17 protein-coding genes are annotated in these 21,478 nt (G+C 54.7%); 9 read left to right on the top strand and 8 right to left on the bottom strand.

From position 1 onward, the window contains the following. Positions 1 to 11 precede the first annotated feature (11 nt). Together HW115_RS12145 and HW115_RS12150 are read left to right on the top strand one after the other, a co-directional pair. Positions 12 to 2,696 carry a DEAD/DEAH box helicase gene (locus HW115_RS12145; RefSeq protein ID WP_178933143.1) on the top strand — a complete coding sequence of 895 codons (2,685 nt, stop codon included), beginning with the start codon at positions 12 to 14 and terminating at the stop codon, positions 2,694 to 2,696. A gap of 48 nt (positions 2,697 to 2,744) precedes the next feature. After that, positions 2,745 to 3,110: a DUF3817 domain-containing protein gene (locus HW115_RS12150; protein WP_178933144.1), complete on the top strand. Its 366-nt coding sequence runs from the start codon at positions 2,745 to 2,747 to the stop codon at positions 3,108 to 3,110. A gap of 61 nt (positions 3,111 to 3,171) precedes the next feature. On the opposite strand, the gene HW115_RS12155 is transcribed toward HW115_RS12150, so the two are convergent. From HW115_RS12155 to HW115_RS12170, 4 genes are all read right to left on the bottom strand, one after another. Continuing rightward, entirely contained in the window at positions 3,172 to 3,825 is a 654-nt protein-coding gene (locus tag HW115_RS12155; RefSeq protein WP_178933145.1) for a SprT family zinc-dependent metalloprotease, read from the bottom strand. Positions 3,826 to 3,863: 38 nt separating this feature from the next. Beyond that, positions 3,864 to 5,246, bottom strand: coding sequence for a UDP-N-acetylmuramate:L-alanyl-gamma-D-glutamyl-meso-diaminopimelate ligase (gene mpl, locus HW115_RS12160; protein WP_178933146.1), 1,383 nt, complete (start codon positions 5,244 to 5,246; stop codon positions 3,864 to 3,866). A 33-nt stretch (positions 5,247 to 5,279) separates the two neighbouring features. Beyond that, positions 5,280 to 6,161: an HAD family hydrolase gene (locus HW115_RS12165; RefSeq protein WP_178933147.1), complete on the bottom strand. Its 882-nt coding sequence runs from the start codon at positions 6,159 to 6,161 to the stop codon at positions 5,280 to 5,282. 132 nt (positions 6,162 to 6,293) lie between these two features. Continuing rightward, complete coding sequence (locus tag HW115_RS12170) at positions 6,294 to 6,905, bottom strand: peptidylprolyl isomerase (protein WP_178933148.1); 612 nt, start codon at positions 6,903 to 6,905, stop codon at positions 6,294 to 6,296. A 349-nt stretch (positions 6,906 to 7,254) separates the two neighbouring features. Here HW115_RS12170 and HW115_RS12175 point away from each other — a divergent pair, with 349 nt between their 5' ends. Then, positions 7,255 to 7,755: a hypothetical protein gene (locus tag HW115_RS12175; protein ID WP_178933149.1), complete on the top strand. Its 501-nt coding sequence runs from the start codon at positions 7,255 to 7,257 to the stop codon at positions 7,753 to 7,755. Here HW115_RS12175 and HW115_RS12180 read toward each other — a convergent pair. After that, positions 7,729 to 8,535, bottom strand: coding sequence for a glycosyl hydrolase 2 galactose-binding domain-containing protein (locus HW115_RS12180; RefSeq protein ID WP_227021508.1), 807 nt, complete (start codon positions 8,533 to 8,535; stop codon positions 7,729 to 7,731). The two genes, HW115_RS12175 and HW115_RS12180, sit on opposite strands and share 27 nt — an antisense overlap. A 691-nt stretch (positions 8,536 to 9,226) precedes the next feature. On the opposite strand from HW115_RS12180, the gene murG reads away from it, so the two are divergent. From murG to ftsA, 5 genes are read left to right on the top strand one after another with little or no spacing between them, the layout of a single operon-like run. Continuing rightward, positions 9,227 to 10,462, top strand: a complete 1,236-nt coding sequence (gene murG, locus HW115_RS12185) for an undecaprenyldiphospho-muramoylpentapeptide beta-N-acetylglucosaminyltransferase (RefSeq protein ID WP_178933151.1) — start codon at positions 9,227 to 9,229, stop codon at positions 10,460 to 10,462. Between the two features lie 35 nt (positions 10,463 to 10,497). Continuing rightward, a complete protein-coding gene (murC, locus tag HW115_RS12190) occupies positions 10,498 to 12,810 on the top strand; it encodes a UDP-N-acetylmuramate--L-alanine ligase (protein WP_178933152.1) in 2,313 nt (770 codons plus the stop codon). A 25-nt stretch (positions 12,811 to 12,835) separates the two neighbouring features. Next, entirely contained in the window at positions 12,836 to 13,762 is a 927-nt protein-coding gene (locus HW115_RS12195) for a D-alanine--D-alanine ligase (RefSeq protein WP_178933153.1), read from the top strand. Between the two features lie 15 nt (positions 13,763 to 13,777). Then, entirely contained in the window at positions 13,778 to 14,719 is a 942-nt protein-coding gene (locus tag HW115_RS12200) for a cell division protein FtsQ/DivIB (RefSeq protein WP_178933154.1), read from the top strand. A gap of 49 nt (positions 14,720 to 14,768) precedes the next feature. Then, the gene (gene ftsA / locus HW115_RS12205) at positions 14,769 to 15,986 is read left to right on the top strand and encodes a cell division protein FtsA (RefSeq protein WP_178933155.1); all 1,218 of its coding nucleotides are present in this window, start codon (positions 14,769 to 14,771) and stop codon (positions 15,984 to 15,986) included. 519 nt (positions 15,987 to 16,505) lie between these two features. Here ftsA and HW115_RS12210 read toward each other — a convergent pair. The 3 genes from HW115_RS12210 to HW115_RS12220 are packed head-to-tail and all read right to left on the bottom strand — an operon-like array spanning position 16,506 to position 20,265. Further along, a complete protein-coding gene (locus tag HW115_RS12210) occupies positions 16,506 to 17,552 on the bottom strand; it encodes a GNAT family N-acetyltransferase (protein ID WP_178933156.1) in 1,047 nt (348 codons plus the stop codon). 21 nt (positions 17,553 to 17,573) lie between these two features. After that, a complete protein-coding gene (locus tag HW115_RS12215; protein WP_178933157.1) occupies positions 17,574 to 18,974 on the bottom strand; it encodes a TonB-dependent receptor in 1,401 nt (466 codons plus the stop codon). Next, on the bottom strand, positions 18,967 to 20,265 hold the full coding sequence (locus HW115_RS12220; RefSeq protein ID WP_178933158.1) for a hypothetical protein: 1,299 nt from the start codon (positions 20,263 to 20,265) through the stop codon (positions 18,967 to 18,969). Before HW115_RS12220 ends, HW115_RS12215 begins: the two co-directional genes overlap by 8 nt. A 135-nt stretch (positions 20,266 to 20,400) precedes the next feature. On the opposite strand from HW115_RS12220, the gene HW115_RS12225 reads away from it, so the two are divergent. Then, the gene (locus HW115_RS12225) at positions 20,401 to 21,477 is read left to right on the top strand and encodes a mannose-1-phosphate guanylyltransferase (protein ID WP_178933159.1); all 1,077 of its coding nucleotides are present in this window, start codon (positions 20,401 to 20,403) and stop codon (positions 21,475 to 21,477) included. The last annotated feature ends 1 nt before the right edge of the window (position 21,478 follow it).

Raw genomic sequence — 21,478 nt, forward strand, 5'->3', positions numbered from 1 at the left:
AGCACCCATCCATGAGCCAGCCCCCTGACATGGACGATCTGCGCCCGTTTTTGAGCGAAAGAACTTGGGAGCCCTTGTTCTCTGACGCCGTTCTCAAATCAGGCCACAAAACGGCACGAGCCAAACGCGTCATCCACGTTCATGGCACACCGCTTGAAACCGGAGATATCGAAATCACCAGCCAAGTCGTCGATGCCCACGGGGAAATCCAGACCCCGGAAATCATCATCTGGCAAGAGAGCCAAAAGTTCCACTTCGAAACATCCTGCTCCTGCCCGGTAGCCAACTGTTGCGAACATGCTGCGGCCCTCTTTGAGCATCTCACCCGTCCCGGCCGATTGGATAAGGCCTTTGGCCGTGACCAGCCAGGTGCAAGCCAAGGGAAAAACGCTCAAAACCCGCTCGACTCCGCACCTCTTCCTAGCCCGACCGAGAACACCCAGCCCGCCAAAGCACGTGTCCGTTTCCATCTGGACATCCGAAAGCGACCGGACGATCCACGCGTCAGTTGGCTTCCGGAACTCTACGCCACGGCCCACGCCATCTACGGCCAGCAAAGTTTCAGCCTCCAACCAAACGGCAACATCGACCCGTCACGGAGCCGGGCAGCGGAAATGGAAGCTCTCAACACACTGTACGCCCTCGGACTCTTACCCGGAGCCGAGCAAGCCCCGCCGTCACTGCGCAAACTCCCCAAAATCAAGGAAATCCTCTGGGCTCCCAACACCAGCGAATGGAATCCGGGCATCTATTGGCAACGGTTCAGACACGAAGCGATCCCAGCATTGGAAAAACGTGGCTGGACCATCAGCATCGCCGAACGAGCCGGCCACCAACCGTTGATTTTCAACGCCTCCACCTGGAAAACCGAAATCGTCGAAGAAGGCCGCGGCTGGTTCAACCTCTCCGCCGGTTTTGAAATCGACGGCCAACACTTCGACCTCCAGCCTATTCTGGCGACCTTGGTGGAATACGACTTCCTTGAACTCACAAAAAACACCCCGGAAAAAGAACATTTCCTGATCTTTCTTCCCGATGGCGAACATGCCGGGCGCGGACTGAGCCTGCCAGTCGGCCGCTTTCGACGCATCCTGACCCAACTCGGGGAGCTGGTTCATTTTCAGTTCACGGGCAAAAAAATCCAACTGCACAAAGTGGAAGCCGCCGTTGTCTGCGAGATGTTGACTCAAGAGGACACATCATTACAGATTCCGCAGGCGATTGAGCAGCTCATGCCCAGATCGTCGGGAGTGCCTCACGAAGCGGTGGATGTCCCGTCAGGATTGAAAGCCACCTTGCGCCCCTACCAGCTCGAAGGGTACCAGTGGATGCAGTTCCTCGCTAAAAACAACCTACACGGCATCCTCGCCGACGACATGGGACTGGGGAAAACCATGCAATCACTCACCCACATCCTCGCCGAAAAAGAAAAGGGACAGCCACTCCCCAATCTGATTATCGCACCCACCAGTGTGGTAGAAAACTGGCAACGTGAAGCCGCCAAATTCACCCCGGATCTCAAGGTGCTCATCCTCCAAGGGCACAACCGCCACCGCCGGTTTAAGTCATTGCCACACTGCGACATCGCCATGACGTCCTACGCACTGCTGCACCGGGATCTGGAACACTTCAGCCATCAGGATTTCCACCTTCTGATTCTAGACGAAGCCCAACACATCAAAAACCCGGACGCCCAGGTATCACGAGCCGTGCGCCAAATCCAGTCGCACCACAGAATTTGCCTTTCAGGAACCCCCATCGAAAACCACCTCGGCGAACTCTGGAGCCAATTCGACTTCCTCATGCCCGGGCTATTGGGAACCGCAGAAAGCTTCCGCGAAACCTTCCGCACCCCGATCGAAAAAAATCAGAACCAGGCCCGCGCAGATGCCCTGGCACAAAAAGTCGGCCCTCTCATTCTCCGCCGGACCAAAAACCAGGTCGCCAAAGAACTGCCACCAAAGACCATCATCCCCCACACCATCAAGCTCGGCACCGACGAAAAAGACCTCTACGAAACCGTCCGCTCCACCATGGATAAACACGTCCGCAAGGCCCTTGCCATGCGGGGCCAGGAGGCCCAGATGGTCTTTCTCGACGCCCTGCTCAAATTGCGCCAGATCTGTTGTCACCCCGGCCTCGTCGATTCCTCACTCACCCAAAAAAACGAGACGCCATCAACTTCCTCAAAATTCCAGTACCTCATCGATCTTCTCAGCACCTTGAAGCAGGAAAAGCGAAGTGTCCTGCTCTTCTCCCAGTTTACTTCCATGCTCGATCTCATCGAAGCCCACTTGATCGAACAAGGGTCAAGCTATCTCAAGCTCACCGGTGCGAGTAAAAACCGTCACGAACTGGTCGATATCTTCCAGCAGGGAAATACCGATGTCTTCCTGATCTCACTCAAAGCCGGAGGAACCGGCCTGACCCTCACCGCTGCCGACACCGTCATCCACTACGACCCGTGGTGGAACCCGGCTGCCGAAAACCAGGCGACCGACCGAGCCTACCGCATCGGTCAAGACAAGCCCGTTTTTGTGCACAAACTGATCTGCAAAGGCACCGTCGAGGAGCGGATCCAGACAATGCAGGACAAAAAAAATACGGTCGCCGACTCCATCCTGACATCCTCGCTCAATCAGCTCAAACTCGACGACGACATCCTGGCCAGCCTGCTCTCCCCGATCGATGCATGACAAAGATTGCCCTAGGCAAGGGAACCCAATCTTCCTATTTCCCCTGTCATGTTCAACACGGCCACCGGAAGACTCCGCATCATCAGCCTGGTTGAGGCGCTCTCCTACCTCATCCTTCTTTTTATTGCGATGCCCATGAAATACTTGTGGGAGGAACCACTGGCGGTCCGCATCGTCGGCTCGCTCCACGGCTTTCTTTTCTGCGTCTTTTGCGTCGCCCTGCTCGATGCCATGCTCACCCAGAAATGGAACATCAAACCTCCCGCTCTGATCTTTCTCGCCTCCTTGATCCCCTTCGCGCCATTATGGGTTGAACGCTGGCTGAAAACCCAGCAAGCCGAACAGCCATCATGGCTGGAAACCCTGTGGCACAAGGTCAAACCACCACAAGAAACACAAGGAAAGGAAAGCTGATCCTTGGCAGGGTTGATTCGCATCAATCAGCCAGCGCCACCCTCAGTAGGAGGCTTCCAGCCTAATCCACATCAAGCTGGCTCTCAAGCAACCGGAACTTTCGGTGGTAATAGCCACCATTGTGCTGCTTGCAACAAGCATAGCAACCGGCCCAGCGTTTCAACCTCCGAACCCGGTCGAAACCCTCACCACAGGCCGGGCACTCGTAGCGCCATTTTCGTGCCATCGTCCTTCCCGGCAAAGGCAGACTGTGCGTCGCCCGCTCCCCCGGAATCCCTAACTGCGCACAAGCAAGCTGCCACTCCACTCCGTGAGCGCTGATCCGCTTGCGACCGGCACGGGCATAAGCCACGAGGTGTGCCAATTCATGCAACAAGGTTCGCTGCACCTCATCCGGAGCAAGCTGCTCAAGCTTCGGGTTGAGTTCAATCCGGGCATCCGGCCAAAATGCACGCCCCGCCGTCGTCCGCATACGAGAGTTCCATTGAACTTCAACCACGGCAGCCACGCCATCCAAGCCCAAACACAGCAGTGATTCCGCACACTGCGCGGTCAAGCCCCGGTCAAATCCGGACTTCAAAACCTGTGGCTCGATCGAAGAAAAGGTCTCGCACACATCGGCCCCGGATGTGAACCCTTCACCGGAGGCCTCATCGGCTTCCCGTTTCTGGCCATCCGTAAAACCAAACTCCAATTGCTGCACAAGCGGAAGCATGACACATCGCCGCGAGCCAGACAACTCTCAAGCCCCGCCTATTTCAGTGCAAGCCTATCGAGCAACTTCTGGTGAATCCCACCAAAGCCACCATTGCTAAGCACCGCCACGGTATCGCCGGGTTTGGATTTTTCCCCAACAAGATCGACGATCTGCTCCACGTCCTCACAGTGCCAGGCTGAGGTTCCCCGACTCGTCACATCCGAGATCAAGCGCTCCGGATCCAGACGGTCTGACTCCGCCACCTTGTCCGCATCAGGCACCATCGGCACCACCGCAAGATCAGCTTTGGCAAGGGCCTCCGCCAACTCCGTTTGAAACACATTGCGGCGGGTCGTATTCGATCGAGGCTCGAATAATACCCACAAGCGAGAACCGGGGTATTGCTGCCGCAAACTGTCAACTGCCAGGCCGATCGCCGTCGGGTGGTGGGCAAAATCATCGATCACCTTGACACCTCCGACCTCCCCACGGACTTCCTGCCGCCGGGCAATACCTTCAAAACTTAATAGGCCACTCCGAATCTGATCAGGCGTGAAGCCGGAAAAGCGCGCGGCACACACCGCCATAGCCGCATTGCGAACATTGAACTCACCCGCCATCGGAATGGTATACACCTCACCGTCCAAAGAAAAAGCCGTCCCATCAGATCGGTAATCCACCGCTGAGATCCTGAGATCACAATGCTCACCCATGCCAACCGTTTGGATGGGTGCAGGAGCTCCTGCAGCCACCTCCATGCTGTTTGCGCAGTCGCCATTGACAAAAGCCACCCCATTACGAGGAACAATATTGAGCAAGCGCTTGAACGTCAGCTTAATCTCGTCCAAGGAATCGTAAATATCCGCATGATCAAATTCGATGTTATTGATGATCACAACCTCGGGGAGGTAGTGCAAAAATTTCGACCGCTTGTCAAAGAAGGCCGTATCATACTCGTCCCCTTCTAACACAACAAAATCGGAATCGGTAAAAGAGGCTCCCTTGCCAAGGTTCCGTGGAATCCCTCCGATCATATGGCTAGGGTCCTCGCCGGCCGACTTCAACAACCAGGCAAGCATGGAGCTCGTTGTTGTTTTCCCATGGGTGCCACTCACCACCAGATTCCGGTGCCCACGCAGAAAGTGCTCTTTCAGGACCTCGGGCAAAGAAACATAAAGCAACTTCCGATCAAGTGCGGCTTCTGCCTCCGGGTTGCCCCGGCTGACGGCATTCCCAATCACGATGACTTCCGCGGCCTCGGGAATATTCTCCGCTTTGTATCCTGAAAAAATTTGAATCCCCTGTTGCTCGAGAAAAGTCGACATCGGAGGATACACGTTCTGGTCCGAACCCGTCACCGTAAAGCCTTTGGCGTGCATCGCCGCCGCTACCGAGCCCATGGCCGTCCCACAAATACCAATAAAATGAATATGCTGCATAACAATTAACAAAAAATAGAGGATGAAAACCGGTTAGAACTGCGGTGCAGCCACTGTCCCTCCCTGGATTTCATCTGTCCGCTGACGTAAAATGCGGTCCGCCACCTCACTCACCATCTCCTCCATCAAGAGTCTGAGATGACTCCCCGCACGGTAATCCGCTGGCGCGATGTGTTTCACCCGATTGGCCTTGGCACAAAGTTGGTAACACTTACGAAAGCTGCGGCGGCTGGGGTCGTCCGGGTTATACACCGCAATGGCATTCCCCCCGGCTTTGCGCATCACGGTAAAACAAGGGACATCCGTAGGTCCGTCCCCGACATAGATCATATTCTCGAAGGGCACCGGCCTCAACTCCGGCGACAAATGATCATTCACATCTTCGGACAGATCCAACAAGCCTTTGTTGATCCGGAACAAAAACTGCGTCTTGGTCGTATGGGAGATCGTCCTTTTGGAATACCGGATCCGTCCTTGCGTATCCTCACCGAACTCACATCCATAAATAGCTTCAAACTTATCCCGGATACTGCTGCCTTCCAACAACGCCTTCAACCCGGACGAAACGATGTAATACTCAATGCTGATATCCTGAGCCAAATGAGCCGAGGTCAGGCAGGACTCACGCAACTCGTCAAAGACGGTTTCGACACCGGGAAAAAACGTCAGGTTGGCCCCGAGCTTCTGAAGTTGTTCATTGTTCACCTGGTCCATTTCCAGGTAATCCAACAAACACTGCATGTAGGCCAACTCACCATCCCACTCCTGCTCGGTTACGAGAGCATTGCACTTTTTCCAAAACGATTCCGGGTTGATTCCAAACTCAGGGAACACCACATCATCCTGCATGTAGCTGGGACTCAAGGTTTGATCGTAATCAAAAACAAGGGCAATGGTATTTTGAGCAATGGCCATGGGTTATTCTGAGCGAGGGAAAAACTCACCCGCGCCATACAACCAAGCCTCTGCAAGATCCGCAAGCGCGAAAAAAAGCACCCTTCCCTGAACGGAAAGGATGCTTGGAAAACAATTCAATCGGCGGGAATCTTACTTCTTGGCATCAAGCACCGCATTCCACTTGTCAATGTTCTGCTTCTGCGCAGCAAACAAGGCATCCGTCGACCCCAGAATTTTGATCCCTTTGATCGTGTCACCTTTGGCAATCTTATTCACCACATCCTGACCTTTGCTCACCTTGCCAAACACGGTGTGCTTGCCATTCAACCAAGGAGTATCCTTGTGGGTAACAAAAAACTGGGAGCCGTTGGTTCCAGGACCAGCATTGGCCATGGAAAAGACACCTGGGCCATCGTGAACCAACTGGGGGTGAATCTCATCCGCAAAACGGTACCCCGGACCTCCGGTTCCCGTGCCGCGTGGATCACCACCCTGAATCATAAAGTTGGGAATCACCCGGTGAAAGGTCAGTCCGTTATAATACCCGCGCTTGGCCAGGTTGAGGAAGTTCGCCACGGTCATCGGAGCCTTGGACGCATACAAGGTGGCCGAAATGTCCCCCTTGCTGGTGCTCAAGACAATCTTAACATCCTCAATAGCCGCTGGCTTGGCAACCGGAGCCGCTTCTTTTTTGGCTTCGTCCGCGGTGGCCAGCACACTGGCCGCCAACATCGTCATCAATGTAATCGCATAATTTTTCATCGGGGAATTCATTAGCCTCTGTTGGCCCCGACTGCAAGCGAGGAAAACCGGAATTCAAGCCACCTTACAGATATCCCCCCCTCAGGGCGAATACACGAGGGGCTAACAGCCTGCGGCGCAGACAGGATTTACATGATGGAAGAGGATTTACAGGATTTTTTAAGAAGTAAGCGCTAGATTTTGGACAAACCTTGATCTTTGAAATTTAGAAATCCTGACCATCCTGTCAGCGCCGCAGGCATCACCAAGATAATCTCCCTAATGTCAGAGCCCTGTCCCCCCCTTGAATCGGAATCTGGATGATGGATTGCGACTTGCAGATTCGTCAGATCGGAGCAACTTGTCCACCATGCCTCATTTCAGTCCACTCAACATCCTGCAAACATTCACAATCCTCTCCTGCCTTCTGTTCATCGTGCAGCCTGCAGAGGCTTTCGACTCGGACAAGGAAAGCAAAGAAAGCTACCAGGTTCTGTCCACCCACGAAACCCAGGCCGTTTTCAAAGGAACGAGCGAACGCAAGTGCCGTCACATGACCGCCCTCTGCCCGGACCGCTGCAACCATGGCGGCACCGTAGCGGAATTTACCATCACCCGCTACCTGCGCTACGACAAACCGGGGAAATACGGAGACCCAAAAACCAAACTTTTCACCACCATGCTCAAAAAGCCGGACATGGATCAAAAAACCATCGAACGGATCGGCAAACTGGCTCCTGGCACCGCGCTGACATTAAACTGGGAGCACCGCTACATCTCCCGAACCTACTCGGATGGCACCTCTGCCAAATTTCCCAGAAGAGTGATCACCAAACTGGAGACCTCACCATTGGCTCTGCCCGCCAAGTAAGTCGTCGGCTAAGATCAACCCCCGCATGCCATTCGGCTCCACCCGGTGGTGAACGTTCCATTCCGTCCGCCGGATCCCAAAGGCCGTTTCCTTACGATCGAGCATCTTACCGGCCAGGAAAAGGGTCGTTCTCAAGGTGTAAAGATGTTGATTGTCACCATCCCAGCGTTTGGGGTTCAGCACGGTAAGCTGTGCCCTCGCCATGCCTGTTTGCTTGGCTCGCACCCTGGAATCACGAGAAGCCACCACCTGTCCCTGATCCAAAATCTCAGTCCTCACCACCAATTGCGACTCTTTTCCCGAACCATTATCAATCGTCGTTTCCACTTCCACAGTCGCTTGCTGATCGTCAACCTCAGGAGTGGTAATATACGTCCCCCAATGCGCAATGTGAATCATCGGTGAATTGATCAACCACACCCGCCCCTGCAATCGGTCCTCATCGGATACCGCTCCTTGACCAAGGTCCATCTGCAACACATTGGCAGCCCCAAAACGCAAATAAGGCGTCACATCCATCCGGAATGCACGGTACCCATGTGTCCATTCCCCGACAACTTGCCCATTCAAGCTCACCCTGGCCGCATCCCGCACATCCTCAAACTCGAGGTAAATTTTCCGTTCACTCGCAGATTCAGGCATCCGGAATTCCTTTGTCAGCCGACCATGCCATGCCACGCCGCCATCAGCGATCGCCTTGGCACTCGCCTGCGCTGGTGCATACGACCACCCGTCATCAAAGGCGGTCCGGCGTGTTGAGGCATCCGCACTCTGAATCATCACCCACAAGCAAGCGCATAAAATCGCTCTGAAGAAATTCGCTCGTTGCTTACAAATCATTGGTCAAAAATAGGTCAGAATCCAAGAATCAAACCCACTCATAGCTCGATACGCAATGCGATGCAACCCCAATGCCATGCACAGCTATCGGACAGGTCCACCTTCCCCGCTTCACCGAATAAAAAACAAATCCCGCATCCCAGAGCGAATACACCAGGGGCCAATAGCCTGCGGCGCTGACAGGATTCACATAATTGAAGAGGATTTACAGGATTTTTTTAGAAGTAAACGATAAGCGTTTTGGGCAAACCTCGATCTTTGAAAATTACAAATCATGTAAAAACCTGGAAAAATCCTGACAATCCTGTCAGCGCCGCAGGCATCACCGAGATAATCTCCTTGATCTAGGACCCCTGTCCCGAATCCCTCAAAAAAAAGAGTTCCCTAAGCTTCGAAAAATACCTATGACCACTGGCGAACTCCCCCCGGACATCCCCTCCAGCCAACATTGCCAGCAACTGGCATGACTGATTGTCATCAAACGCGCCAATTTCAAAGGAAATACGGTGCTTGTAGATCACTTATTTAACTAAGATTAATGATTGATGCCTGCGAGCCTTTTCCCTAAGATGAGCGGGCGCGTTTCTGACTCAATTTTTGAAATGAACCGTATCCGGGTATGTCAAAGAAAATGAATGTGTTAATTGCATGTGGGGGCACAGGTGGACACCTGTTCCCGGGGATTGCTGTCGCCGAGGTTTTGGAAAAACAAGGCCATCAGGTTTTACTCCTCATTTCCGAGAAAAAAGTCGATGCCCAGGCATCACAAAAATACGGAATCCTCAAATTTAAAACTGTCCCCGCCATTGCCAAACCGGCCACCCTCTCGCCGAAGATGATTCCCTTTCTTCTCCGGCTGCGCCAGTCAATCCGCCAGTGCAAAACCATCCTCACCGAACACCAAATCGATGTGGTGCTCGGCATGGGAGGCTTCACCTCCCTGCCTCCGGTCTACGCCGGAAAACGCATGAAACTGGCCACCTACATCCACGACTCGAATGCCCTGCCAGGCAAAGCCAACCGCCTCACCTCACGCTGGTGCCGGAACGTCCTGCTCGGACTGCAAGCCGCCAGCCCCTACTTCAAGGCTAAAAAAGTCGTCATCACAGGCACTCCGGTCAGACAGGAACTACGCGCCCCCCTCCGCCAAGACCGGTCACGGGCTCTATTCAAACTCCCCTCCGACGGCAAGGCTGTCTTGATCATGGGCGGTAGTCAGGGAGCCCAAAAACTCAACACGCTCGTCGTCGAAGCCGCCAAAGCCTTGGGTCAAATCGATCCACCCACGAAACCCAAGAGTCTGGCCGATGATGTTGCCGAGCGCAAAACCAAAGCCGTGGAGGCCGCCCAATCCATGACGGCGCCAACCGAGGCTTCAAGCACCAGCGCCCAACAACGGGCCACCACCGCGAAAAAAAAATCCGGCCCGCCCAAAGTCCGCTTTTTACACATCACTGGCGAAGCCGACTACCAACGGGTCAAGGAACTGTCCAAGGATATAGAAGGATACCACGTCTTATCCTTCTGCGACAACATGGCTGCCGCCTACGCCGCATGCGACTTCGCGCTCTGCCGCGCCGGAGCATCCAGCATTACTGAGCTCTGCCACGTTGGCTTACCCTCCATCCTTGTCCCCTATCCCTACGCGGCCGACGACCACCAGACATTCAATGCCAAAGTCGTCGAGGATGCCGGAGCTTGTATTTTACGCCAGGAAGCCGATCTCGATAGCCAGACACTGATCCGGGACATCACCAAGCTGATCAGCGATGACAACGCGCTTGCACACATGTCCGAACAATCCAAAAGCCTCGACGTCAGCGATGCCGCCGAGCAAATTTGCAAGGTCGTTACTTCAACAAACTAAACGTCCATCCTCCCATCCCCTCATCTTCCATCCCCATGAGCATCAACGAACTCAGCCGACGCCTCACCAACAACGAAAACCCCATTTCCGTCCACCTGATTGGTGTTGCGGGTTCAGGAATGAGTGGTTTGGCCTTGCTTCTGCTCGGCATGGGGCACCGTGTCAGCGGTTCAGACCGGGTAACCACCTCCGAGACCGATCGCATGCAAGGGCTCGGGCTGCGCTTTTCAAGCCCGCACCACGCCGACGAAGTCCACGATGCGGACGTCGTCGTTTACTCATCAGCAATCCGTGAAGACAATGTCGCCCGGGCCGAAGCCCGCAAGCTCGGCATCCCCTGCATCCGACGCGCCGAGTGCCTTGCCGCCATCCTGCACACCCGCGAAGGCGTGATCATTGCCGGCACCCATGGGAAAACCACCACCTCCGCGATGTGCGCTCACGTCCTCCGTCGCGGTGGTATCGTCCCCTGCCACTATGTCGGAGCCGAAATCCCGGTGCTTGGAACCAACGCCCACTGGCAAGAAGAGGCCGAACTTATGATCGCCGAAGGTGATGAAAGTGATGGCACCCTCGCACTCTACCAACCGAGACACACGGTCGTCCTCAACATCGAGGAAGAGCACCTCGACTTCTATCGGGATATCAACCACATCAAAGAAGTTTTCACCCAGGTGCTCGACCAAACTAAAGAGCATAAGATTTACTTCTCAGGCTGCCCGGTAGCCAGTGAACTCTGCAAAAACCGCCCAGGCGCCATTTCCTACGGCTGGGAAAACGCCGACTACATCGCAACCGATATTGGAGAGTCCGGGGGAACCGTCACCTTCGATGTCAACAAACATGGCGATCTGCTCGGGCGTGTCGAACTCGGTATCCCCGGCAGACACAACGTGCTCAACGCCCTTGCCGCCATCGCTGTTGCCGATGCCGCCGGTGTCGATTTCCAACTGGTTTCCCGAGCGCTCTCCACCTTTGCCGGGGCAAAACGCCGATTCGAAAACAAGTATTTTTCTCCAAAGCTCAGGATCATTGACGACTACGGCCACCACCCGACCGAAGTGGCCGCCACCCTGCAAACCGCCCGTTCGCTCAACCCCAACCGTCTGGTCGTGGTCTTCCAGCCACACCGCTACAGCCGAACCCAAAAACTGGCCGCCGAATTCGGCCAAGCCCTGCAAGCTGCCGACCAAGTCTTTGTCACTGACATCTATCCGGCCAGCGAACTACCGATCGAAGGTGTCACCGCCCAAACCATCGTCGACGCCATCCAAGCCCATGGCGACACCAAGGCGTCCGTCGTGGGAGACATCCCAACCGCCCACTACCAAGTGGGGAACGCTTTAAAAGAAGGCGACATGCTGATCACTCTGGGAGCAGGCAACGTCCACACCATCGGCACCCGTATCGCACGTGACATGGCCGTGCTCGAAGAAATGCTCCGCTACTGCCGTAACGACAGCGCCCGCCAGGTTCAGGCGAAACTCTACGAACCGATGAACCGCCACACCACCATCCTCTGCGGCGGCCCGGCACAATTCTGGATCGAACCCAACACCTCCGAAGCCTTCGCCTTCATCGTTGCCTATTGCCGCGAACGGGGAATCCCCCAGCGAGTCATCGGCAGAGGATCCAACCTCCTGGTCCGGGACGGCGGCATCCGCGGTGCGGTGATCCACCCCACCGGCGGAGAATTTTCAGATGTGCATATCGATGGCGATATCATCACAGCCGGAGCCGGTGCCCGTTTCAAAAAAGTAGCCAGCGTGGCGGCCAGCCAGAACCTGACAGGGATGGAATGGATGGAAGGCATCCCTGGCAACGTCGGCGGAGGCCTGCGAATGAATGCGGGTGCCATGGGTATCGAAACCTTCGACCAAGTCATCAGCGTACGCTTCCTCGATGAAGACGGGGAAATCCGCGAACGCACACGTGAGGAAATCATCGCTTACTACCGCAACGTCCCCGAGCTCCGCAGAAACTTCGCCCTCTCAGCCAAGTTCCAGGCCAAGCCATCCTCCCCGGTAAAAATCGCTGAGCGCATGGAAACATCCAAAGCCAAACGCAAAAATTCACAACCGATCGCCGCAAGCGCCGGATGCGTCTTCAAAAACCCGGAGGAAATACCCGCCGGCCAATTGGTGGAACAACTCGGCATGAAAAATGCGAGCCACGGCAAAGCCCGGGTCTCATCAATCCACGGAAACTTCATCGTCAACGACGGCAAAGCCAGCGCCGGCGATGTACTCTCCCTGATCGATACCATCCGCCACAAAGCCAAATCAGAATACAACATCGACCTCGAAACCGAAGTCCAAATCATTGGCGAAGATGAAATCACATTCTAACTTAAGACTAATCTAACACCCACTCATGGACAAAGACTCACTCATCGCCGTTCTCATGGGCGGCCCAGGCTCCGAACGCCAGGTATCACTAGCCTCCGGTAATGCAGTGCTGGAAGCGCTGCTCGCACAAGGCTTGAACGCTGTGGGCGTGGATGTCACCAGCACGAACCTTGAGCTCCCCGAGGGAACCAAACTCTGCTTCAACGTCATCCATGGAACCTTCGGAGAAGATGGCACCATGCAGAGCCAACTCGAGGAACTCAACATCCCCTACACCGGCGCGGGCCAACAAAGCAGCCAACTCGCCTTTGACAAGGTGGCAAGTAAAGAAGCATTCATCGCCCACGACGTGCCCACCCCAGGCTCGGAAATTGTTGATTGTTCAGCGGGCGTCAAACTCCCCGAGATGCCACTGCCATACGTGGTCAAACCTCCCCGCGAAGGATCCAGCGTCGGGGTGCACATCGTCCGCAGTGAATCCGAGGCGCTGGCCGCCATCGAAGACGCAGCCAGCTACGGGAACGAAGTTCTGGTCGAAGCCTTTATCGAGGGCAAGGAACTCACCGTTGGCATCCTCGACGGAGAAGCCTTACCAGTCGTGCACATCGCACCACGAAGCGGCTTCTACGACATGAAAAACAAGTATCCGTGGATGAGTGAGGAGGGCGGAACCGACTACTACTGCCCCGCCGATCTTGATGAAACAACCACCCGCCGCGTGCAAGAAGCCGCAGCCGCAGCCCACCAATCACTGGGTATTGAAATCTACTCACGAGTCGATGTCCTGCTGGATGCCGATAATCGCCCCTACGTTCTCGAGGCCAACACCATCCCTGGCATGACCGCCAGCAGCCTGCTGCCCAAAGCAGCCCAAGCTGTTGGTTATGGCTTCGGCCCTCTGTGCGAAAAAATTGCCGATCTCTCGTTAGCCTTACGTGCACCGTCTCACTAACAGCCCCACCCCGCCATGCCCCTGATCAAATTCCGAAAAAAAACATCCCGCAGCCTGCGCTCCCACCGGACCGTCAGACGCGGTGGTGATATTCAAAAGCTGCACATCAAGGTCAGCTCCCCGAGGATCGTCATGATCCAGATCATGAATGGGATTGGCAAGGGGCTGAAGCTCTCCATCGTGTTCGCCCTGATTGGGCTCGCCGCATGGGGTGGCTACAAAGGAATGCGACACGCCTTCATCGATAACGAAAAATACAAACTTCAAGAGATCAAACTTCAAACCAATGGCCACCTCGACCATCAACGGGTCGTGGAAGTTGCCGGGATCAACCTCAATGACAGCATCTTTGCGGTCAACGCAGAAGATGCCCGCAAACGTCTCAACGCCCTCCCCGAAGTGATTGATAGTTCCGTCAACCGACGCTTACCCGGCACGCTCAAAATTAAAATCACCGAACGTGTCCCCGTCGTTTGGCTCGAGTGCGACCAGCTCGGTTACCCCGGGCGCAAGGATGGAGGCATCCTGGCCGACAAGGATGGCATCACCTTCCCCTGCGAAGGTGCTCTCTGGCAAACCGCACGCGACCTTCCAGTGATCGTGCTCAAAGAGTCCACGGTCGACGATTTTGAACTGGGAAAACCCATGCAACACCGCGATGCCATGAGAGCCCTGCGGCTGATCCAACGCTTCAGCAATACCGGGATCAGAAACGATTGGCTTCCCGAGCGCGTGATCCTCGTCAACAACTACTCGATGGATGCCGTGTGCAACGATGGAACCAGAGCAACCTTCGGTATGTATGAGCACGAACGCCAAATGCGGGACTTTATTAAAATCAGTGAACATACACGCAAAACCCAGCGTAACATTCAACACATCAACCTGATTCCCAAGAAAAACATCCCCGTGCGCTTTGCCGCCACCCCCCAGCTCGTTCAGCCCAACACACCCTGACCTGCTCCACCATACCACCAGCTCACACCCTTTCCTCTCTCCCCAAACCATGGCCAAATCTAAAATTTACGTCGGACTTGAAGTAGGCACCTCAAAGACCTGCATGGTGGTCGGCGAAGTCAAGACAGACGGATCCGTCAAAATCCTCGGCGTCGGAGAAACACGCAGCGCCGGTGTGCGCAAAGGAGAAATCACCGATATGGCACAGGCCAAAACCGGCCTCAAGGACGCCTTACTCAAAGCCGAAGATATCTGCGATGTCGATATCAGCAGCGTCCTGCTCGCCGTCACCGGATCCCATATCAAAGGTGCCAATAACCGAGGAACCTTCCGACTCCGAGACGATGAAGAAGAAATCCACCTCGGCCACATAGAAGAAGCCACCGAACTCGGGCGCGACCTCGCCATTCCAGGCGATCACGTCTACCTGCATAACTTTATCAGCCACTACCGACTCGATGGACAGGAACATAGCGTCAGCCCGATTGGACTGTTAGGACGAACCCTGGATGTCGATTTTCATATCGTTCACGGCATCCGTACCCGGATTCAAAACTGCATCAAGTGCGTTCGTGAAATCCCACTCGAAGTCGATGACGTCGTATTCGCCCCCATCGCCACAGCTCAGGTTGCCTTGGATCGGGAGGATAAAGACAGTGGAGCCCTCGTTATTGATATCGGAGGAGGCACGACCGACTACGTGCTCTACCTAAATGGAGCCATTGCGGCATCCGGCTGCATCCCCGTGGGCGGAGACCACATCACCAACGACATCCACCTCGTGACCCACATCCCATTTTCGCGTGCCGAAGAGCTCAAGAAAAACGAAGGGGATGCCTCCGGCGATCCGGCCCGGGGAGTCGGGAACGTCAAGGTGCTCGATGACCAAGGATACGAAGAAGGAGAGATCAAACGTTCTCTGCTCAATGACATCATCCACGGACGCCTCGAGGAAACCCTGCACCTGATCCTTGAACGACTTCCAAACAACGCTCTACGCAATATAGGAGCTGGTGTTTACATCACCGGAGGCACCAGCCGCATGCGAGGCTTCACCGACCTTGCTGAAAAAGTCTTCCCTGGATTACCTATCTATCAGGCTGAGCAATCCAACATCAGCGGCGTACACGCCAACTTCCGCGACCCGCAATACACCACCGCCGTCGGACTCATTCGCTACGCCCAAATACTCGACGCCGAACGGGACGCCGCCACAGGGCGCGGAAAAATTGGCAAGTTCTTTAAATCCCTCTGGCCCTTTGGTTAAAGCACCGTGAGGCACTAATACCATTCTCCCAGTTAAATTGGCAGAATGGTTTGAGTTTAAGATGATGAGTCAGTCAGCAAGCTGAATGGTAAGAGGACACTGAATCTTTTAGATTTTACCGTTGTTGCGCGTCGGTTGCATAGCCCGCTATGCGCCTTCCTTGCGCCTAGTTAAAATCGAAAACCTTCAGTGCCATTCAGCCAATTTAACTGATCAAATGGTATAACGCGTGGATACACGAGAAAACCCTACCCCCAAGCACCCACTGGGATAAGGCAGGAAACACTTTCCAGCGTTCACGGATGATGAGGACAGGATTCCATCCTGTCGACAACCCGAGGTATGATCAGCCCAAGGAGAATGGCACCCGCTCAAACGAATTCACAGCGGTTGATTGAGGCCAGTCAGCCCAAAGCAAAAGCTCCGCGTTCCCAAGCATGCCGACAGGATGGAATCCTGTCCTACCTTCGATAGATGACCGTTGAGCTTGTTCGCGCCAACAGCCTTCCACCTCACATCTCAAAGCAACTTCCCAAACACGCGAGAATCACGCCCACTCGCTAACAACTGCTGACTCCTCACTTGCGGGATCGCAGCAGCATCCCATTCCTCGTAACCCATCCTGTCCTGGAAGAAATGAGCTGCTCGGTTGGTCAGCGAAAAGACAGAAGCCAAACCAAGCTCCCGGGCCTGCTGCTCAGCATAGGTCACCAGTTCCGCACCGTATCCCAACCCCTCGTGCGCTTGCTTCACATACAGACAGGCAACTTCCGCCGTATCCGCTCCTGCATAACGCAACAAGGCCACACACCCAACAACATTGCCGTCGATATCCATGACCGAGTAATCCTCCAGATGCTGCTCAATATCAGCATAGGTTCTTGGAACCAATCGAGAGTTGCGGACCGACCGACCGATCATCCCTAACAATTCGACAATATCCTCCTCACGGATCGGACGAATACCACGGTAGCTATCAGCGTACACCATGGTTCCCACACCTTCGTTTGAAAACAGCTCATTCAAGAGCACCGCGGGGAACGAACCGTTCAACAAATGAACACGATCCACACCTAACTGACAGGCGGCTTCGGCTCTGGACAATAAAGGGTCCAATGACTCCCGTTTCCCTAAATCCGCCGCACGGATTGCTCCTTGTTCTGCCGCCCCGCTCCCCGCTTGCAACAGAATGAACTTGGACGCCCCCAATTCAACAGCCAACGCTGCCTGAGATGTGGACAACGGCTCTTGACCGGAAAAGTCAACAAGCGCTGCTTGGCCCCGCCCGAGAACTAAGGCCAGATCATCACTCATGCTGGCGTCAGGCTTAAGGACAAACGGTTCTTGAGCATACTTCAGTTCCACTTCGGCTGCCCGGTCGAAAATTTCATCAATCCCGTGCAGGGAACTCCCCAGGACCAGTTTCACCCCGATATTTTGTAGTGCTAACAAGTCCAGCATCGTTTCCGCCAAATTGGCATGCGGAACATCGATCACAATCACAAAGGTCTTCCCCTTAAATTGAGGGACATATTGCAGCAGGCCTCTGACATCTATCTGGGACATATCAATCGTATCGGTGGTTGCTTATTCAGATTCGGGCACCTCCATCCCTCTGGAAACGGCCGCCTGATGCGCCTGCTCGGGAACCAACTGCCGCCAAGCGTCATCCCTCCGGGAAATCATCCCCTGAACATCCCGACCGGTAAATTTCAGTAATGTGGAATCACCGCAGGGAATGGCATGAATTCTGTCGTTGTCACAAAAATAGCGGTACAAGTGCTCCAGATGACTCGCCACCTTGAAATTTTCCGCCGTCACCAATTCATTCGATTTGCGGTTCTCCCACGGATAGACATAAAGCGACAATTCATTTTTGAACAAACGCCCGAACGACTCCAAAATGCCTCCAGCCAGATTCTCCGACCATTTCTCTTTAAACAACTCATTGAGAAGCCCAATACTCAATACGATCCCGATCGGACGTGTCGTATACAAACTCAGATAGCTCGCAATCCGGTGAAACTCGGGACAACGTGACACCAGCACCGTCTTACCCAGTGCCTGTAGCGCATCCGCCCGCTCCAAAAAGGCCAAATGATCCACCTCCCCGCCGCGCAGCAGGTTATTCATCGAAATTTCGCATAGTTCAATCGCCTGCTCGCCCGGTTCCAACTGCTGAAACACCTCACGGGTCTGACGCAACATATCCAAATGCAAGTTCATCACCGGATCAAAACTTCCCCGCAACAGAATGATCGGCTTTTTATAAAGAACTTCCGCCGGCTGCACAACTTCACCGTTCGGTAAAAACATAGCAGCATCCGTCAAGCCGCTTTTCACCAACTGCAAATGGCACAGCCGGTTATCCACCATCTCAAACCCCTTGCCGCTGAACTTCAGCATATCGACCTCAACCTGGTCATTGGTCAGGCCGTCCATCAAGGATTCCACAAATACAGGTAAATCATCGCGATGATAAAAAGCGGCAAAAATAAGGTTCACCCCGATGATTCCCAGAGCTTCCATCTGATCCACATTTTCCTGATCCAACAAGCGGACATGGATTAATATTTCGCAAGGTTCTTCCCTGGGCCTGAGCTGCAATCGAATCCCTAACCACCCATGGCACTCGGCTGTATCCTGATACCCCCTGGCCCGAACCGTATTACAAAAACTAAAGAAGGTGGTATCGTCACCACGACCTCCCGCCAGGCGCTGTTCCAACAAGTCATACTCGTAAGCAAGCATGGCACTCAAGCGCTGCCGTGACACGTAGCGTTGTGACTTCCCGTAAATGGCGTCACTCACCGTCATGTCGTAGGCCGAAATCGCCTTGGCCACCGTCCCGGCGGTAGCAGACACACGGAAAAACCAATTTGCCACCTCCTGGCCGGCTCCAATTTCAGCAAAGGTTCCGTAAGTGGAGCGGTCGAGGTTGAACTGAAGTGCTTTGTCGTAAGTCGACAACTTGGTTTGTTTACTCATGGGGGTTTGTCTCTTCGCTTGGAATGGTCAGCTCCTTAGGTGGACGAACCCACCCATTTTGTATGTAATCCACAATTTCCACCTGATTATCAGCGACGCTGCCTTCGGGGAACTTCACCTTGAGGGTGGCCGGAAGCGCCCGACCACTCTTCAGGTCCCCGAGTAAACTCGTAAGCGTCGATGTCTGCCGATCAATGTAGCCATACAATGCCCGGTCTGCGTCCGGGTATTCCATCCGAACAACCAACCATTTTTGGTCATCGCGAAACATCCGGTTGTAATAACTATCAGGGTAACAAGTGACCCGTAACTCAATCGGGCTGACCGGTTTTTGCTTGAAGACGTCCGGCCAGCGGACTTCCGTCCAGGCTACCCAACTTTCCCAGTCGACCAAATAGCCATCCGGGGTCCGCTCTACCGCGATGTGCCGGATCGAATAATCGCCAAGTCGAACGGACATTGAGGCCATCACCCCCTTGACGGTAACGCCACCACCATAACCAACATCCTTCACTCCCGGACTTTGCCAAGCATGCTGGGCATACCATGCGCGCATTCTTGGTACGGTCACACCGGGAGTTCTTACCAGTTTTTCCAGTTCGGCAGATGACTCAGCGGTCAGAAAATCCCGTACGACCTTCTCGGCAGCCTCCATCACATCCATCCCGGTATTGACGGACTCTTCGATTTCTCTTTGAGCCTTCAACTCATCCGGGGTCATGGTCACATTGATCTCATTATCCGGAGTCTCCATGTTCCCCTGATCCACTTGCGTAATGCCCCCCCCACTCTTTTCCTTTCTGACAGACAGATTAGCCATCACCAACCAAGCTCCGATTGCGACAACCCCCAGACCAAGCACCGAGCCCCCGACCACCCAGAGCAGCGAACTCGCTCCTGCTGAAGAAGAGGATGAACGCGCCTGATCCCAGGAGGGCTCCCGCTCTGATGTTGCCTTTTTCCTCCGGACTTTCCGGTGTGCCGAAGAGCTGTGCCGTCTCTTCTCCGGTTTTACCGCCGGAGCCGCATCCACATCCGCAAAGGATCGGGCGGCAATCGGCAAATTCTCCTTTTTGTTTCTCGGCTCCGCCGCCACTGGCGCTGCCATTTCCGGCGATATCGGATCCGCAGGCTGACTCAGCTCACCCCCACGGGGCAAATTCAGCAAATGACGGCAAGCCGGGCAAATCACTCCCTTCCCGGCATGCCCCTTCGGGACCCGGAATACAAAACGACAGACCGGACAAGCATACCCAGCCCATGTCCGTTTTTGTTGAGTAGAATGCGTCACGAAATGACGATGTTCCAGCGGCACAAAAAGTGCAAGTCAGCAGTTCGCGAATTCGTCATTCACCATTGACCTGCACACCTTCCTTTCGCATGCTGAGCCCGAACACTCATCACACCCACCTTTCATCCACACACAATGAACACCAACCATTTTGCCCTCATTCTCGCCGGTGGCAGCGGCACCCGCTTCTGGCCCCTCTCCCGTAACGCCCGTCCAAAACAGCTCCTCAATCTGTTCGATGACACCACGCTGCTCAACCAAACCATCGCACGCCTCGAAGGATTGATCCCTCGCGAAAACATCCTGATCCTGACCAACACCCTGCAAGAACAAGCCGTCAGAGAAGTCGCATCCGAACTCCCACCCGAGAACATCTTTGCCGAACCCGCCAAACGGGACACCGCGCCCGCAGTCGCCCTCGGCACCGCCCTGATCGCCGCCAGAAACCCTGGGGCCACCATGATGGTCCTGCCATCCGACCAATTAATCACCGACGTCGAGGCCTATCAATCGGTCATGGCTGACGCCCTCAGCACCGCCGAAAACAACACAGCCCTCGTCACCATCGGCATCAAGCCCACCTGGCCGTGCCCGTCATTCGGCTACATCGAACGGGGAGAACCCGCACAACTCGATGGCCCACCTCTCACACACACCCCAAACGAAGTCAGCCGCTTCCGCGAAAAACCCAACCCGGAACTTGCCGAAACCTTCCTCCGTCAGGGGAATTTCGCTTGGAATGCCGGTATGTTCATCTGGTCCGTGCCCACGGTGACCAACGAACTTGCCCAACACACACCGGAGCTCGCCGACTTCATTCAAGAAATCAGCCAGTCAACCGACCTCGCGGAAACCGTCAAACAACGCTTCCCCAAACTTACACCCATCTCCATCGACTACGCCCTGATGGAAAAAGCCACCCGTGTCCTCAACATCGAAGCGTCCTTCGACTGGGATGATGTCGGGTCCTGGATCTCCATCGCAAAGTACCTCGGAACCCAGGGGGACAACAACCAAACCAACTGTGAACTTGCTGAAATCGACAGCGAAAACAACATCGTTTTCAACGCCCGCAAAGACTCCAAAGTGGCGCTATTGGGAGTCGATGACCTGATTGTCGTCCAAACTGACGACGCCCTGCTTATCGCCAACCGCCATCAAGCGGATGCCATCAAAAACCTGACACCTCAGTTGCCCGAAGAACTCCACTAAC

Source organism: Oceaniferula marina (assembly GCF_013391475.1).
Lineage (GTDB): Bacteria > Verrucomicrobiota > Verrucomicrobiia > Verrucomicrobiales > Akkermansiaceae > Oceaniferula > Oceaniferula marina.